The 15940-nt window shown below is 64.0% G+C and carries 14 protein-coding genes; 12 read left to right on the top strand and 2 right to left on the bottom strand.

Annotated features, from left to right (window positions below):
* Positions 1-244 precede the first annotated feature (244 nt).
* Entirely contained in the window at positions 245-529 is a 285-nt protein-coding gene (locus ACODSZ_RS12135) for an HU family DNA-binding protein (protein ID WP_006465510.1), read from the bottom strand.
* Positions 530-607: 78 nt separating this feature from the next.
* Positions 608-976 carry a hypothetical protein gene (locus ACODSZ_RS12130; RefSeq protein ID WP_175342931.1) on the bottom strand — a complete coding sequence of 123 codons (369 nt, stop codon included), beginning with the start codon at positions 974-976 and terminating at the stop codon, positions 608-610.
* 432 nt (positions 977-1408) lie between these two features.
* Between ACODSZ_RS12130 and mraZ the strand changes: the two genes are divergently transcribed.
* The 12 genes from mraZ to ACODSZ_RS12070 all read left to right on the top strand — a co-directional run bounded on the left by mraZ (position 1409) and on the right by ACODSZ_RS12070 (position 15914).
* Positions 1409-1837, top strand: coding sequence for a division/cell wall cluster transcriptional repressor MraZ (gene mraZ, locus ACODSZ_RS12125; RefSeq protein ID WP_006465511.1), 429 nt, complete (start codon positions 1409-1411; stop codon positions 1835-1837).
* Between the two features lie 12 nt (positions 1838-1849).
* Positions 1850-2833, top strand: a complete 984-nt coding sequence (gene rsmH, locus ACODSZ_RS12120; protein WP_008334517.1) for a 16S rRNA (cytosine(1402)-N(4))-methyltransferase RsmH — start codon at positions 1850-1852, stop codon at positions 2831-2833.
* The gene (ftsL, locus tag ACODSZ_RS12115; RefSeq protein ID WP_008334519.1) at positions 2830-3102 is read left to right on the top strand and encodes a cell division protein FtsL; all 273 of its coding nucleotides are present in this window, start codon (positions 2830-2832) and stop codon (positions 3100-3102) included. The genes rsmH and ftsL overlap by 4 nt, the downstream gene beginning before the upstream one ends.
* Positions 3099-4877, top strand: coding sequence for a peptidoglycan D,D-transpeptidase FtsI family protein (locus ACODSZ_RS12110; RefSeq protein WP_008334521.1), 1779 nt, complete (start codon positions 3099-3101; stop codon positions 4875-4877). The genes ftsL and ACODSZ_RS12110 overlap by 4 nt, the downstream gene beginning before the upstream one ends.
* Positions 4877-6403, top strand: a complete 1527-nt coding sequence (locus tag ACODSZ_RS12105; protein WP_175342928.1) for a UDP-N-acetylmuramoyl-L-alanyl-D-glutamate--2,6-diaminopimelate ligase — start codon at positions 4877-4879, stop codon at positions 6401-6403. Before ACODSZ_RS12110 ends, ACODSZ_RS12105 begins: the two co-directional genes overlap by 1 nt.
* Positions 6400-7860, top strand: a complete 1461-nt coding sequence (locus ACODSZ_RS12100) for a UDP-N-acetylmuramoyl-tripeptide--D-alanyl-D-alanine ligase (protein WP_175342927.1) — start codon at positions 6400-6402, stop codon at positions 7858-7860. Before ACODSZ_RS12105 ends, ACODSZ_RS12100 begins: the two co-directional genes overlap by 4 nt.
* Before the next feature lies 1 nt (position 7861).
* Positions 7862-9031: a phospho-N-acetylmuramoyl-pentapeptide-transferase gene (gene mraY, locus ACODSZ_RS12095; protein ID WP_008334527.1), complete on the top strand. Its 1170-nt coding sequence runs from the start codon at positions 7862-7864 to the stop codon at positions 9029-9031.
* A gap of 119 nt (positions 9032-9150) precedes the next feature.
* On the top strand, positions 9151-11148 hold the full coding sequence (gene murD / locus ACODSZ_RS12090; protein WP_488927666.1) for a UDP-N-acetylmuramoyl-L-alanine--D-glutamate ligase: 1998 nt from the start codon (positions 9151-9153) through the stop codon (positions 11146-11148).
* Entirely contained in the window at positions 11145-12410 is a 1266-nt protein-coding gene (ftsW, locus tag ACODSZ_RS12085; protein WP_488927665.1) for a putative lipid II flippase FtsW, read from the top strand. The genes murD and ftsW overlap by 4 nt, the downstream gene beginning before the upstream one ends.
* Positions 12407-13489, top strand: a complete 1083-nt coding sequence (murG, locus tag ACODSZ_RS12080) for an undecaprenyldiphospho-muramoylpentapeptide beta-N-acetylglucosaminyltransferase (RefSeq protein ID WP_008334531.1) — start codon at positions 12407-12409, stop codon at positions 13487-13489. The genes ftsW and murG overlap by 4 nt, the downstream gene beginning before the upstream one ends.
* Positions 13486-14913, top strand: coding sequence for a UDP-N-acetylmuramate--L-alanine ligase (murC, locus tag ACODSZ_RS12075; protein ID WP_175342924.1), 1428 nt, complete (start codon positions 13486-13488; stop codon positions 14911-14913). Before murG ends, murC begins: the two co-directional genes overlap by 4 nt.
* On the top strand, positions 14910-15914 hold the full coding sequence (locus ACODSZ_RS12070) for a D-alanine--D-alanine ligase (protein WP_008334541.1): 1005 nt from the start codon (positions 14910-14912) through the stop codon (positions 15912-15914). The genes murC and ACODSZ_RS12070 overlap by 4 nt, the downstream gene beginning before the upstream one ends.
* Positions 15915-15940: the final 26 nt, after the last annotated feature.

The raw sequence follows: 15940 nt of genomic DNA, 5'->3' as shown, positions 1-15940 counted from the left end.
TGCGCCGGACCTTGGCAAACAAAGCCTGTCTGTGCGGGAGACCGTCATTGCTGTGCGTTGCGCGCCAACGGGCAACTGTGCTGGAGGGACATCGCTCTGCGGTGTGGCCCTCAAGAGAAGCGATGAGGAAGAAGAAACGAGCGGGAAGGCGAGGAGGGGGGAGGGACGGCCGATCCTGTCGAATCGGCCTCGATTTGAATGCCCTGAACCTGGTTGAGGGCATTCAAATGCGTGAAGCGTGAAATTATTTCTTCTTCTTGTTGACGGCTTCCTTGAAAGCCTTGCCAGCCGAGAACTTCACGGTGGTCGCAGCGGCGATCTTGATTTCTTCGCCGGTTTGCGGGTTGCGGCCGGTGCGGGCAGCGCGCTTGCCGGTCGAGAAGGAACCGAAGCCAACCAATTGCACGGTATCGCCCTTGGTCACGGCCTTGATGATGTTCTCGATGACGGAGTCCAGCGCGCGCTGGGCTGCTGCCTTGGAGATCTCGGTGTCGGCGGCGATAACGTCAACCAATTCAGATTTGTTCACTTTTAAATTCCTTTCACTGTTAAGGTGCCCAGATTTTAGCACTGGAATGAGCCGGATCCGCAAGCCCTATCTGCGTTTTCAGCCGATAGGGCCTGGTCGGAACCAGCCTTGATTGAAAAAAATCGACGTGCTCTTCAACACCCGCAAACGGGCCATGCCGGCCGCGTTTTTGCGTATCGATCTTCCCAAAGACACGGATAGTAAAAGGTGCTCGCCGCCGAAGTCAAAACAAAAACGCTTCCTGCCATTCATTTGACGAAGAATTTCATGAAGTTTCGGGATCACAAGCGTTCTCGCCGCATCTGCTGAGGCGCTTGCCCCGCAGGGCAATGCCCTCGTTGTCAGGGTGACGATGCAGGGCGAGGCATGCTCCGGACTGCCCCAAACGGATATTTCTTGTCCATTTTCGCGCCATCCGGTGAACTTAAGTTGCACTGCAAAATCCATGTCCTTTGGTTCAGTTCACTCGCAAATCCTGCGCTTTCCTGCTCCCGTCGTTTTCCCTCTCCCTGCTGCCCCGAAATCGGGCAGACCGCCGCGTCCATGCGCCGCAAATCCGCGCCGTTGCGCAATTCTGGCGCGAAACACATGTGTATAGCTCAGGTTGCACCTTCAATGTAAATGCTAAGTCCTTCATTTTCTTCACAAATGTTATGAAGAGGGTGTTTTAAGGAAGTGCGCTAAGTCTTTGACTTTATTAGCAAAATCGCGGTTTTTCGCTGCGTATACCGCTTGACCTGCAATAGTGCATCCACTAAAGTGGGCGGCAGTGTCAAAAAGTGTTTTTTTGTGGGGCATTTGTGGTGTCATTTGCATTTGCCCGGCACGACACGGCACCCGATCAGCAATCTCACTCGCCGCAGGCGAAGGAAAAACACAGTGTTCCAGGGCGCGTCAGCACTCAATCTCGATGCCAAAGGACGGATGACCATTCCGGCCAAGCATCGTGACGCCCTGATTGTGCAGTGCGAAGGACGCGCCACCGTGACGCGCCATCCGCATGGCTGCCTGTTGTTCTTTCCGCGCCCGACCTGGGAGACGCATCGCGAGCAGATCGCCAACTGGCCGATGTCGGCCCGTGCCTGGCAGCGCATCTTCCTGGGCAATGCCCAGGACGTGGAGCTCGACAGTGCCGGCCGCATCCTGATTGCGCCCGAACTGCGCGCGGCCGTGGGCTTGCAGCGCGATGTGATGTTGCTGGGCATGGGTAGTCATTTCGAAATCTGGGATGCCGTCAAGCTGGCCGAAAGCGAAGCCGAGGCTGTGGCGGGTGGCATGCCGGATGTGTTGAGCAACTTTTCCTTCTGACGGCCGGACAAGATGAATCTGCAACCGGTGCCCGAGCTGCAGCACCGCACCGTGCTGTTGGAAGAAGCCGTGGACGCGCTGGCCATCAGTGGTGAGCGCGCCAATGGCATTTACCTGGACGGAACCTTCGGCCGTGGCGGTCATAGCCGCGCCATCCTGTCCAGGCTGGGCCCGCAAGGGCGCCTGATCGCATTTGACAAGGACCCGTTGGCCATCGCCACGGCGCAGAAGATTGACGATGCCCGCTTCGAGATCGTGCACGACAGCTTCGCGACCATGGACGAGGCGCTGGCCGCACGCGGCATCGCGCAGGTCGACGGGGTATTGATGGATTTGGGCATCTCGTCGCCGCAGGTGGATGACGCCGCGCGCGGCTTCAGTTTCCGTCTTGATGGCCCGCTGGACATGCGCATGGATACCACCCGTGGCGTGTCGGCAGCGGAATGGCTGGCAACGGCAGATGAACAGCAGATTGCAAAGGTGATACGAGATTATGGGGAAGAACGGTTTGCTCTTCAGATTGCAAAGAAGATTGTTGCTGGCCGGGCAATCGAGCCAATTTCAAGCACACGACAGCTTGCCGCGCTCGTGGCACAAGCCGTCAAAACCCGCGAGAAAGGCAAAGACCCGGCCACTCGTACCTTTCAGGCTGTACGGATTTTCGTCAATCAAGAGCTTGAAGAACTCGAAGTAGGACTGGACAAGGCATTTGCCCAGATGGCGCAGCACGGGAGATTGGTCGTGATCAGCTTTCACTCGCTGGAAGATCGCATCGTCAAGCAGTTCATGGCCTCCAAAGCCCATGCGCCGCAGCCTGACCGTCGCCTGCCGATCCGTGCCGTGGACCTGCCGCAAGCCCCGGCCCGCCTGCTGCCGCGCGTCATGCCCAGCAGTGCCGAAGTCGAATCCAACCCGCGTGCCCGCTCGGCGGTCATGCGCGGCCTGGAGCGCGTGATGCCGGTGTCCACCCGCACCACCGAAGGGGCGCCTGCATGACCGGGCGTCTGTGCATCCTGCTGACCATCATGCTGGTGGGTTGCGCGCTGTCGGTGGTGAGCGCCCAGTACAAGGCCCGCAGCCTCTTCATCGAGCTGGAACGCGCCCAGAGCGCGGCGCGCCAGCTCGACGTCGATTGGGCGCAGTTGCAACTGGACCAGTCCACGCTGGGCAAGAATGCCCGCATCGAGGAGCTGGCACGGCGTGATCTGGGCATGGTCCCGGTCACCGCCGCCCGTACCCAATACCTCACCGTGGGGGTGCCATGACCAAGATGCCCCCGCGTACCAATCTGACCGGCGCTCGCGTGGCTGCCTCCAAGGGCGTGGCGTTTTCGTCCAATCCCATCCTGCAGGTCAAGCTGCCGGCCTGGCGCTCGCGCTTCGTGCTGTTCGTGCTGTTTGCCGCCTTCGTGGCGCTGGTGCTGCGCGCGCTGTGGCTGCAGGGCGTATCGACCGATTTCCTGCAGAAGCAGGGCGCCTCGCGCTACGCCCGCACCCTGGAAATGCCCGCCACGCGCGGCAAGATCCTTGACCGCAACGGCCAGGTGCTGGCTTCCTCGGTGCCGGTCAAGGCGATCTGGGCCATCCCCGACGATGTGCAGGGCGCACCCAAGGACAAGCTGGTGCAGCTGGCCAAGCTGCTGGACATGAGCGATGCCGAGCTGCGCAAGAAGCTCGATTCCGACCGCAGCTTCGTCTACCTCAAGCGCCAGGTCGAGCAGGATACCGCCGACAAGATTGTCAAGCTGGGCATCCCCGGCATCCAGACCCGCAAGGAATACAAGCGCTTCTATCCCGAAGGCGAGGTGATGGCGCACGTGGTCGGCTTCACCAACATCGAGGATGCCGGCCAGGACGGCATGGAGCTGTCCGCGCAGAAGACGCTGGCCGGCGTGACCGGCAGCCGCCGCGTCATCAAGGACCGCCTGGGCCGTGTGGTGGAAGATATCGAATCGATCCGCGAGCCGCACGATGGCCGTGACCTGACCTTGTCCATCGACAGCAAGATTCAGTACATCGCCTTCACGCAACTGAAGGAAGCGGTAGAAAAATACAAGGCCAAGGCCGGTGGCATCATCGTGGTCGATGCCAAGACCGGCGAAGTGCTGGCCATGGCCAATCTGCCCTCCTACAATCCCAACGACCGTTCGGTGCTGACCGGGGCGCAGCTGCGCAATCGCGTGGTGACCGATACCTTCGAACCGGGCTCGACCCTCAAGCCCTTCACCGTGGCCCTGGCGCTGGACACGCATCGCGTGACTCCGTCCACGGTGTTCCAGACCGCGCCCGGCAAGATGACCATCGGCACCGCCACCATCGGCGATTCGCATCCCCACGGTCCGCTGACGGTGGCGCAGATCATCGAGAAGTCTTCCAACATCGGCACTGCCAAGATCGCGCTGGGCATGCCGGCCGAAGAGATGTGGGAAATGTTCACCACGGTCGGTTTCGGTCAGCAGCCCAAGTTCGGCTTCCCGGGGGCGGTGGCCGGTCGCGTGCGTCCCTACAAGTCGTGGCGCCCGATCGAGCAGGCCACCATGAGCTACGGCCACGGCATTTCGGTGTCGTTGATCCAGCTGGCCCACGCCTATCTGATCTTCGCCCGCAATGGCGACATCATTCCCTTGTCCTTCACCAAGGTCACCGATTCGCCCATCGGCCAGCGTGTCATCTCGGCCGATACCGCCCTGCAGATGCGCCGCATGCTGGAAACCGTGGTCGCTCCGGGCGGTACGGCACCGCAGGCCCAGGTGCCGGGCTATCGCGTCGGCGGCAAGACCGGTACCGCTTACAAGATCGAAAACGGCAAGTACGTGCGCAAGTACGTGGCCTCGTTCACGGGCATCGCCCCGATGTCGGACCCGCGCCTGATCATCTCGGTGATGATCGACGAGCCGCAAGGTCAGCACTTCGGCGGCCCGGTGGCCGGCCCGGTATTTGCCAACGTCGCCGCCAATGCCTTGCGCGCATTGAACGTACCGCCGGATTCCAGCGTGACCAACATCATCATTCCCAAAGAACCGCTTGAGGAGAGCATGTAATGTCCGAGCGCGTTCCCAGCCTTCAAGACATCCTCGCCTGGCTGCGCCAGGCGTCGCCGTCTGCGCAACTCACCTCGGATTCCCGCCGCGTGGCGGCCGGCGACGTGTTCTTCGCTTACGTGGGCGACGCCGATGGCCGCTCCTATATTGCCGATGCCGTCGAGCGGGGCGCGGCCGCCGTGCTCTACGAAGCCGACGGTTATACCTGGCCGGCCCAGATCGACGTGCCGCACCTGCCCCTGTCCGACCTGAAGGCGCGCGCCGGCGAGATCGCCGCCGCCTGGTACGGCCAGCCTGATCAGGCCATGTTGACGGTGGCCGTCACCGGCACCAATGGCAAGACTTCCTGCGCCTACTGGCTGGGTACCGCATTGTCGCGTCTGCCCGGCGCCAGCGCCGCCGGCGTGATCGGTACGCTCGGCGTGGGCAGCTTTGTCAATGGCAAGCCGCAAGGCTTCGAGGTCACCGGCTACACCACACCGGACGCCGTACTGCTGCAACGCAGCCTGTTCAAGTTGTCGCAGGGCCGCGTCGGTGCGCTGGCCATCGAGGCCTCCTCCATCGGACTGGCCCAGGGGCGCATGAACGGCATGCACGTCGATGTCGCGCTGCTGACCAATTTCACCCGTGATCACCTGGATTTCCACGGTGACATGCAGACCTACGAAGACGCCAAGCGCAAGCTGTTCCAGTGGCCGGGCCTGAAGCACGCCGTGGTCAACCTGGACGACGGCATGGGCCAGCGCCTGCTGCCGCTGCTGGCCGAGCGCAAGCTGCCGGTGATCGGTTATGCCATCGCCGACGAGCAGGGCGGCAACACGCACGGCGTACCGACTTTGCGCGCCAGCCAACTGCGCAGCAGCCATACCGGCACCGCCTTCCACGTCGATTCCCCTTTCGGCAGCGGCCAGGTCAAGACCCAGCTGGTGGGACGCTTCAATGTCAGCAACGTGCTGGGCATCATGGGCGTACTGCTCACGCAGGGCGTGGCCTGGGATGCCGTGGTCGCCGCAGCGGCCGCACTGACCCCGGCACCGGGCCGCATGCAGCAGTTCGGCGGCCCTGATGTGCCGCTGATCGTGATCGATTACGCCCATACCCCCGACGCCCTCGACAAGACCCTGTCCACCCTGCGCCAGGTCGCCACCCAGCGTGGCGGCCAGCTGTGGTGCGTATTCGGCTGCGGTGGTGATCGCGATCCGGGCAAGCGCCCGCAGATGGGCCAGATCGCCGAGCAGGCCGACCAGGTCGTGCTGACCAGCGACAATCCGCGCAGTGAAGATCCGCAGGCCATCATCGAGCAGATCCGTGTAGGCATGAGCCGCGTCGAACCGGTGGTGCTGCCCGACCGCGCCGGCGCCATCCTGTGGGCGATCCGCCATGCCACCCGCTCCGACGTGGTACTGCTGGCCGGCAAGGGGCATGAGCCCTACCAGGAAATCGCCGGCAAGAAACTGCCCTTCCTCGATGCCGACCATGTCGCCCTGGCCCTGGCCGCGCGCTCGACGATGATGGGAGGCGCATGATGCGATTCGATTTCCGCCAGTTGCTGGAGTGGATCCGCACCGCCGAGCAAGCCGCCTCCGCACGCACCGTGCCGGGCGTGGTCAATGCGCCGGCAGGCGTACTCGAACTCAATGACGTCGTCACCGACAGTCGTGCGGTCAAGCCCGGCAATGTCTTCGTCGCTCTGCGCGGCGAGCGCTTCGATGCGCATGATTTCCTCGATACGGTAGCCGCCCAGGGTGCTGCCGCCGTGGTGGTCGAACGCGTACCGCCAGGCCTTGGCGTGCCGGCCATCGTGGTACCCGACACCCGCGCCGCACTGGGCCAGATCGCCCATGGCTGGCGTATCCGGCATCAGATCCCGGTGATCGGCGTGACCGGCAGCAACGGCAAGACCACCGTCAAGGAAATGATCGCCGCCATCCTCACGGCCGCCTTCGGTGAAGACGGCTACCTGGGTACGCGCGGCAATTTCAACAACGAGATCGGCGTCCCGCTGACCTTGTTCCGTCTGCGCGCGCAACATCAGGCTGCCGTCATCGAGATGGGCATGAATCATCCGGGCGAAATCGCCGTGCTTTCTCGCATTGCCGCGCCCACGCTGGGGCTGGTCAACAATGCCCAGCGCGAGCATCAGGAATTCATGGCCAGCGTGGAAGCGGTGGCGCGCGAAAACGGCGCCGTGATCCGCCACCTGCCTGCTGACGGCGTGGCCGTGTTCCCGTCCGATGATGATTTCACCGCGCTCTGGCGTGAAGAAGCCGGTGCCCGCCGCGTGCTGACTTTCGGCCTGACTGCGCAAGCCGATGTCAGCGCCAGCTATCAGGCCAGCGCCTTCGGCAGTACCCTGCAGGTGACCGTGAAAGGTCTGGCCGTCCCGCCCGCGCAGTTCAAGGTGGAACTGGCCGCCGTCGGTGAGCACAACGTGCGCAATGCCCTGGCTGCTGCCGCCTGCGCGCTGGGTGCCGGCATCACGGTTGAGGCCGTGGTACGCGGCCTGCAGAGCTTTGCCCCGGTCAGTGGCCGCCTGCAGCGCAAGCAAGCCCGCAGCGGCGCGCTGGTGATCGACGACACCTACAACGCCAACCCCGACTCCGTGCGCGCCGCCATCGACGTGCTGGCCGCCATCGACGGTCCGCGCGTGCTGGTGCTGGGCGACATGGGTGAAGTCGGCGACCAGGGCCCGCAGTTCCATGCCGAGATCGGCGCCTATGCCCGCAGCCGTGGCATTCCGCTCTTGCTCGGACTGGGCGAATTGACGAAACACGTCGTCAGTTCGTATGGTCCGGCGCTGCAAGGTGTAGCGCAGGCTACGCATTTCGACGATATCGCCGCACTCAATGCCGCGGTGGAAAAGGCTGCCCCGCAGGGGGCGACCATTTTGGTAAAAGGTTCACGCTTCATGAAGATGGAGCGAGTTGTACAGCATCTGGTCAACGTTGAATCACTCTCGCAACATCAACAGGAGACCCATTAGCATGCTGCTCTGGCTTGCACAGAATTTTCAACAGGATTTCGGCTTTCTGCGCCTGTTCAACTTCATCACCTTCCGCGCGGTCTTCGCCACGCTGACGGCGCTGTTGATCGGCATGATCGCCGGCCCTGCCGTGATCCGCATGCTCACCCGCATGAAGGTCGGCCAGGCCGTGCGCACCGATGGACCGCAGACCCACCTGATCAAGTCCGGCACCCCCACCATGGGCGGCGTGCTGATCCTGATCGGCATCGGCGTTTCCACCCTGCTGTGGGCGGACCTGTCCAACCGTTTCGTGTGGATCGTGCTGATCGTCACGCTCGGGTTCGGCGCCGTCGGTTGGGTCGATGACTACCGCAAGGTGGTCTATCGCGATCCGGAAGGCATGCGCTCGCGCGAAAAATATTTCTGGCAATCGCTGATCGGACTGGTGGCGGCGTTCTACCTGGCCTTCTCGGTTTCCGAAGTGAGCAACCTGAAGGTCTTCGACCTCTTCGTCGCCTGGGTGCGTTCCGGCTTCAGCCTGGACCTGCCGCCCAAGGCCGACCTGATCGTGCCCTTCTTCAAGACCGTGACCTATCCGCTGGGCGTGTGGGGCTTCATCGCGCTGACCTATTTCGTCATCGTCGGCACCAGCAATGCGGTCAACCTGACCGATGGTCTGGATGGCCTGGCCATCATGCCCACCGTGCTGGTGGGGGCGGCCCTGGGCCTGTTCGCCTACCTGACCGGCAACGCGGCCTACGCCAAGTACCTGTTCATTCCGCACATCCCGGGTGCCGGCGAACTGCTCATCTTCTGCGGCGCCATGGGTGGCGCGGGCCTGGCCTTCCTCTGGTACAACGCCTACCCGGCGCAGGTGTTCATGGGCGACGTCGGCGCGCTGGCGCTGGGTGGTGCGCTGGGCACCATCGCCGTCATCGTGCGCCAGGAAATCGTGCTCTTCATCATGGGCGGCATCTTCGTGGTGGAGACGCTCTCGGTGATGATCCAGGTGGCCTATTTCAAGTACACGAAGAAGCGCTTCGGCACTGGCCGTCGCGTGCTGTTGATGGCACCCCTGCATCACCACTACGAACAGAAGGGCTGGAAGGAAACCCAGGTGGTGGTGCGGTTCTGGATCATCACCATGATGCTGGTACTGGTCGGCCTGTCGACCCTGAAGCTGCGGTAAACAGGCGATATGAAGAAAAACGGCGCCCCTTGTGACGAAATGCAGGAGGCGCCTTCGTGGTTGGCAGGGCTGGGCCCTGCATGGCAAGACCTTGATGAAGAAGTGAGTCGGAAAACAAGATGAATTACTCGGGCAAACACGTTCTGGTGCTCGGACTCGGCGAGTCCGGCCTGGCAATGGCGCGGTGGCTGGTCTACTGCGGCGCCGGCGTGCGCGTGGCCGATACCCGTAGCGAAGCGGCGCTGGCCGAGCGCCTGGCGGCCTTGCGCGCCGACGCGCCCGAGGCCGAGGCTGTGCTGGGCCAGGCATTGGCCCCCTCGTTGCTGGAGGGAATCGATTTCGTCGCCGTCAGTCCCGGCCTGGCTCCCGCAGGCGAGCTGGCCCCGCTGATGCCGGCCATGGCCGAGCGCGGCCTGCCGCTGTGGGGCGAGATCGAACTGTTCGCCCAGGCCCTGGCCGCCCTGCGCGAAGAGACCCTGTATCAACCCAAGGTGCTGGCCATCACCGGCACCAACGGCAAGACCACCGTGACCCGCCTGACCGGTCTTTTATGCGAGCGTGCCGGGCTGTCGGTGCAGGTGGCAGGCAACATCAGCCCGGCTGCGCTGGATGTGCTGCGTGAAGCCGTGATCAAGGACAAGATCTTCCTGGCCGAACTGGCCGAGCAGGATGCCCGCGACGCGGCCCAGGCCGCAGCCGAAGCCGAGGCACAAGCGGCCCAACAGGCCGTGCTGGACGCCCGCCAGGCCGCCGAGGCCGAGAAGCATCGCCGTGCTGCGGCCAGCATCGAGCAGGCCGCCGCGATTGCCGTGCCGGTCCTGCAGGCGCAGCCCGAGGTGGCCGCGCCAGCGCCTGAACCGGCGCCGCAGGGAGAACTGCTGGCCAGCGAGGAACCCGCGCACGAAGCTGCCGAGTACACGGTACCGGATACCGGGCAGCCCACCGAGGCCACCCTGGACGTGGCCTCCGACGTGGTGCCGCAAGCCGATATGGCGGCCCCCGCCACCACGGGCGAAGCCATGAACCTGGGCGACTTCATGGAAGTCTCGCGCAAGGCCGAGGAAGATGCGCTGGTGGAAGTGCCTCCGCCGCCGCCACCGGAGCCGAGCTATCGCGGTTCCCTGCCGCAGGCCTGGGTGCTGGAGCTCTCCAGCTTCCAGCTGCACACCACGCACAGCCTGCAGCCGCATGCCGCCACCGTCCTGAATCTGACCCAGGACCACCTGGACTGGCACGGCAGCATGGACAACTACGCCGCCGACAAGGCCCGCATCTTCGGCCAGGACACCGTACGCGTGCTCAACCGAGATGACGCACTGGTGATGGAGATGAGCGCAGCCGCTGCGCCGCTGTCCACCTTCGGTCTGGACGAACCGTCCACCCCCAACAGCTTCGGCCTGGTCAATGACAATGGCATGCTGTGGCTGGCCAACGCCTTCGTGCATGAAGACGATGAAGTCCCGGAAGGCAAGCGTCGCCGCAAGCAGAAGGACATGCTGCCGCCGCCGGTGACCGTCAAGCGCCTCATGCCTGCCGATGCCCTGCGCATCCGTGGCGCCCACAACGCCATGAATGCGCTGGCCGCGCTGGCCTTGTGCCGCGCCGTCGATCTGCCGATGGCGCCGCTGCTGCACGGTCTGCGCGACTACACGGGCGAACCGCACCGGGTGGAACTGGTCGGCGTGATCCAGGACGTCGAGTACTACGACGACAGCAAGGGCACCAATGTCGGCGCCACCGTGGCTGCGCTCAATGGACTGGGTTTGGGTGGTCGTCCCAACCGCATCGTGCTGATCGCTGGTGGTGATGGCAAGGGTCAGGACTTTTCGCCGCTGGATCTGCCGGTGCAGAAATACGCCCGCGCCGTCTTGCTGATCGGTCGCGACGGCCCCGCCGTGCGCGCGGCCCTGGCCGACAGCGGTGTCGAACTCATCGATTGTGCCAGCCTGGAAGCGGCCGTGGAAAAGGCCGGTGAACTCGCCGCCGCCGGCGATATCGTACTGCTCTCGCCGGCCTGCGCCAGCCTGGACATGTTCCGCAACTATGCCCATCGCGCCGAGGTCTTCGTGGACGCGGTGCGCGAACTGGCGCTCTCGCGCGGTGAGGTGCTGGCATGAAACTGGGCCTGTCCTCGGTGCGCAACTGGCTGGGCGGCTTGAAACAGGCCGCGCCGGTGGCCGCCGGTCGCGTCCGCAGCAGCCGTGGCAGCGCATCGGGCAGCATCGGCTTCGAGCAGCGCTCGCGCATGATGGAATACGACCAGCCGCTGATCTGGGTGGTCCTGCTGTTGATGCTGTTCGGCATGGTGATGGTGTATTCGGCCTCGGTGGCATTGCCGGACTCGCCCAAGTACGCATCCTATTCGAATTACCACTTCCTGATCCGCCAGGCGATCTTCATCGTGCTCTCCATCGTGGCCGGTGCGGTGGTCTTCCGCGTGCCCATCGAGACCTGGCAGAAGTGGGCGCCCTATCTCTTTGCCATCACGCTGATCCTGCTGCTGATGGTGCTCATTCCGGGCGTGGGCAAGGGGGTCAATGGTGCCAAGCGCTGGCTCTCGCTGAAGATCATCAACCTGCAGCCCTCCGAACTGATGAAGCTCTTCATCGTGCTGTATGCCGCCGACTACACGGTGCGCAAGCAGGCGGTGATGCACAAGCTGGTCAAGGGCTTCTTCCCCATGGCCGCCGCCGTCGGCCTGGTCGGCCTGCTGTTGCTGCTGGAGCCTGACCTGGGTGCTTTCGGCGTGATTGTCTGCATCGCCATGGGCATCCTGTTCCTGGGCGGCATCAACGGCGTCTGGTTCGGCGGTATCGGGGCTACCCTGGTGGGGGTGTTCTCGCTGGTCATCGTCACCTCGCCGTGGCGGCGCGAGCGCATTTTTGCCTATCTGAATCCCTGGGAGGAAGAAAACGCGCTGGGCAAGGCCTATCAGTTGTCGCATTCGCTGATCGCCTTCGGGCGCGGCGAACTGTTCGGCGTCGGGCTGGGCGGCAGCGTGGAAAAGCTGCATTACCTGCCCGAAGCGCATACCGACTTCCTGCTCGCCGTCATCGGCGAGGAGCTCGGTTTCGTCGGGGTGCTGGTGGTGGTGTTGCTGTTCTACTGGCTGGTCAAGCATTCCTTCGAGATCGGTCGCCAGGCCATCGCGCTGGACCTCACCTTTGCCGGCCTGGTGGCCAAGGGCATCGGTATCTGGCTGGGCGTGCAGGCCTTCATCAACATGGGCGTGAACCTCGGCCTGCTGCCGACCAAGGGGCTGACGCTGCCGCTGATGAGTTATGGCGGTTCGGGTGTGCTGTTGAATTGCGTGGGCCTGGCCATCCTGCTGCGCATCGATTACGAAAACCGGGTACTCATGCGCGGAGGCCGTCCATGAGCGCGCCGCGCAAGTTGCTGATCATGGCCGCCGGTACCGGCGGCCACATCTTCCCTGGTCTGGCGATCGCCGACACCATGCGCGCGCGCGGCTGGCAAGTGAGCTGGCTGGGCACCACGCACGGCATGGAGCGCGAGCTGGTGCCGCGCCATGGCGTGGAGATGGACAGCATTGTCTTCGCCGGCCTGCGCGGCAAGGGGCTGCTGCATACGGTCAAGGGGATGTGGCGTCTGCTGGCAAGCTTCCTGCATTGCCATGCCATCCTCGGCCGTCGTCGTCCCGATGTGGTGCTGGGCATGGGCGGCTACGTCACCGTACCGGGCGGCGTGATGGCGCGCCTGCGCGGCAAGCCGCTGGTGCTGGTCAATGCGGATGCGGCACTGCTGCTGTCGAACAAGACCCTGGCGCCGATGGCGACCAAGCTTCTCTTTGGCTTCCCGGCCGATTTCGGCCGTGCGGCGGGCAAGGCCGAGGTCACCGGCAATCCGGTGCGCAAGGAAATCATCGCGCTGCCGCAGCCGGCCCAACGTTACGCCGGCCGCAGCGGCCCGCTGAAGATTCTGGTGGTGGGCGGCAGCCTGGGCGCCAAGGTCTTGAACGACAACGTGCCCGCCGCGCTGGCGAAGCTGCCTGCCCAGTTGCGTCCGCAAGTGACGCACCAGTCGGGCAAGCAGCATATCGCCGCCTTGCGCGCAGCCTACGAGGCCGCAGGCGTGCAGGCCGAAGTGGTCGATTTCATCGACGACATGCCGCGCCGCTATGCCGAGGCCGATCTGGTGATCTGCCGCGCCGGGGCCATCACGGTCTCCGAGCTGACGGCTGCGGGCGTGGCCAGCGTGTTGGTGCCGCTGGCGGTATCGACCACCTCGCACCAGATCGACAATGCGAAGTGGATGGCACGGAACAAGGCGGCGATTCACTTGCCGCAACGCGAACTGACGCCGGATCACCTGGCCGGTTTGCTGCAGAAACTGGACCGCGCTGCATGCCATGACATGGCACAGGCGGCATACGAACAAGGCCGGCGCGACGCCAACGAGGCAATCGCGCGCGTGCTGGAAGGACTGGTAACACCATGAAGCATCGCGTCAAGAACATTCATTTCGTGGGTATCGGCGGCTCAGGCATGAGCGGTATCGCCGAAGTGCTGCTCAACCTCGGCTATGGCGTCTCAGGCTCCGACCTGGGCAGCAATGCCGCCACCCAGCGCCTGGCGCAGCTGGGCGCCAACATCCGCTATGGCCATGCGGCCGAGAACATCGAAGGCGCTGACGCCATCGTCACCTCCACCGCCGTCAGGGGCGACAACCCGGAAGTGCTGGCCGCGCGCAAGAAGCACATCCCCATCGTGCCGCGCGCGGTGATGCTGGGTGAACTGATGCGCCTGAAGAAGGGCATTGCCATTGCCGGCACCCACGGCAAGACCACCACCACCAGCCTGGTGGCCAGCGTGCTGGCCCAAGGCGGACTGGACCCGACCTTCGTCATCGGTGGCCGCCTCACCAGCGCCGGCGCCAATGCCAAGCTGGGCACCGGTGAATTCATCGTGGCCGAAGCCGATGAGTCGGATGCGTCCTTCCTCAACCTGACGCCCGTGATCGAAGTCATCACCAACATCGATGCCGATCACATGGAAACCTACAACCATGACTTCGCGCGCCTGAAACAGGCCTTCGTCGAGTTCACCCAACGCCTGCCGTTCTACGGTGTGGCCGTGCTGTGCCTGGATGATCCGCACGTGCGCGAGATCATGCCCATGGTCTCCAAGCCCATTCTGACCTACGGCTTCCATGACGACGCCGACGTGCGCGCCATCGAGGCCCGCGCCGTGGATGGCAAGATGGAATTCACCGTGATCCAGGACGGCTACGCACCCATGCAGGTGAGCCTGAACCAGCCCGGCATGCACAACGTGCAGAATGCCTGCGCCGCCATCGCCATTGCCCGTGAACTGGATGTGGATGATGCCGCCACCCAGAAGGCGCTGACCGAATTCAACGGTGTAGGCCGCCGCTTTACCCGCTATGGCGAGGTGCCGATCACCGATGCGCAGGGCAATCCCGCTGGCCACTTCACGCTGGTGGACGATTACGGCCATCACCCGGTCGAGACCGCCGCCACCATCGCCGCCGCCCGTGGCGCCTATCCCGGCCGCCGCCTGGTGCTGGCCTTCCAGCCGCACCGCTATACCCGTACGCGCGATCTGTTCGAGGATTTCGTCAAGGTACTGTCCTCACCCGATGTGCTGGTGCTGGGTGAAGTGTATTCCGCCGGTGAAGCCCCCATCGTGGCCGCCGATGGCCGTTCGCTGGCGCATGCGCTGCGCGCGGCCGGCAAGGTGGAGCCGGTCTTCGTGGACGACATCGGCGACATGCCCGAGACCATCCGCAATGTGGTGCGCGACGGCGACGTCGTCATGACCATGGGGGCTGGATCGATTTCCGCCGTACCGGGGCGTTTGGTCGCGCACGCCGGTGGCAAGAACGAACAGGGGGCCGCATGATCAGCCAGGACCAGATCAAGGCCTTCGGCCGCGTCGGCGTGCTCTTCGGTGGTCGTTCCGCCGAGCGCGAAGTGTCGATGATGTCGGGCAATGGCGTCTTGCAGGCCCTGCGCAGCAAGGGCGTGGATGCGCATCCCTTCGATCCGGCTGAGCGCAGCCTGGGTGAATTGCAGGCCGAGAAATTCGACCGCGTCTTCATCGCCCTGCATGGCCGCTATGGCGAAGACGGCACGCTGCAAGGTGCGCTGGAACAGATGGGCTTGCCCTATACCGGCCCGGGCGTGATGGCCTCCAGCATCGCCATGGACAAGATCATGACCAAGCGCATCTGGCTCTCGCATGCTCTGCCCACGCCGCGCTTCCTGAGCCTGGATGCCAAGGCCACCTCGCGCGAGCAATTGCGCGTGGTGCCCGACGAGCTGGGTTTGCCGCTGATGCTCAAGGCGCCGCATGAAGGCTCGACCATCGGCATTGCCAAGGTCAACGGTTATTCCGACATGCAGGTGAGCTTCGAGATGTGCGCCCGCTATGACAGCGTGGTGCTGGCCGAGGAATTCATCCGTGGCCGTGAACTGACGGTGCCGGTACTGGGGCAGGGACGCGATGCGCGGGCCTTGCCGGTCATCGAGATCTGCGCGCCGGATGGCAACTACGACTACCAGAACAAGTATTTCACCGACGACACGAAATATTACTGCCCCGCCCCTCTGGATGCGGAACTGACGCGCCATATCCAGGATCTGGCGGTACGGGCTTTCAATGCGTTGGGTTGCCGTGGCTGGAGCCGCGTGGACTTCATGCTGCGTGAGGCGGATGGAAAGGCTGAGCCTTACCTGATCGAAATCAACACCTCGCCCGGCATGACCGGCCATTCGCTGGTACCGATGGCGGCCAAGGCGGTGGGCATGAGCTATGAAGACCTGTGCTGCGAGATTTTGGCGATGGCCGCGCTGGACATGAGGCCATCGAAGGACTGGACGCCGCAGGCGGGCCAGCCGTGATGGTCCGGGTTTAAGGAAGAACGCGT

This window comes from Herbaspirillum sp. FG34 (assembly GCF_057809315.1).
Note: the sequence above shows the minus strand (reverse complement) of the source record. Positions and strands in the feature narration are given on the sequence as shown.

Excerpts from the sequence above, each read along its gene's own strand:
- rsmH (WP_008334517.1), top strand. The coding sequence starts at position 1,850 with ATGAATCTGCAACCGGTGCCCGAGCTGCAGCACCGCACCGTGCTGTTG.
- murC (WP_175342924.1), top strand. The coding sequence starts at position 13,486 with ATGAAGCATCGCGTCAAGAACATTCATTTCGTGGGTATCGGCGGCTCA.
- ACODSZ_RS12130 (WP_175342931.1), bottom strand. The coding sequence starts at position 976 with ATGGATTTTGCAGTGCAACTTAAGTTCACCGGATGGCGCGAAAATGGA.
- ACODSZ_RS12105 (WP_175342928.1), top strand. The coding sequence starts at position 4,877 with ATGTCCGAGCGCGTTCCCAGCCTTCAAGACATCCTCGCCTGGCTGCGC.
- ftsL (WP_008334519.1), top strand. The coding sequence starts at position 2,830 with ATGACCGGGCGTCTGTGCATCCTGCTGACCATCATGCTGGTGGGTTGC.
- ACODSZ_RS12070 (WP_008334541.1), top strand. The coding sequence starts at position 14,910 with ATGATCAGCCAGGACCAGATCAAGGCCTTCGGCCGCGTCGGCGTGCTC.
- murG (WP_008334531.1), top strand. The coding sequence starts at position 12,407 with ATGAGCGCGCCGCGCAAGTTGCTGATCATGGCCGCCGGTACCGGCGGC.
- ACODSZ_RS12100 (WP_175342927.1), top strand. The coding sequence starts at position 6,400 with ATGATGCGATTCGATTTCCGCCAGTTGCTGGAGTGGATCCGCACCGCC.
- ftsW (WP_488927665.1), top strand. The coding sequence starts at position 11,145 with ATGAAACTGGGCCTGTCCTCGGTGCGCAACTGGCTGGGCGGCTTGAAA.
- murD (WP_488927666.1), top strand. The coding sequence starts at position 9,151 with ATGAATTACTCGGGCAAACACGTTCTGGTGCTCGGACTCGGCGAGTCC.
- ACODSZ_RS12110 (WP_008334521.1), top strand. The coding sequence starts at position 3,099 with ATGACCAAGATGCCCCCGCGTACCAATCTGACCGGCGCTCGCGTGGCT.
- mraY (WP_008334527.1), top strand. The coding sequence starts at position 7,862 with ATGCTGCTCTGGCTTGCACAGAATTTTCAACAGGATTTCGGCTTTCTG.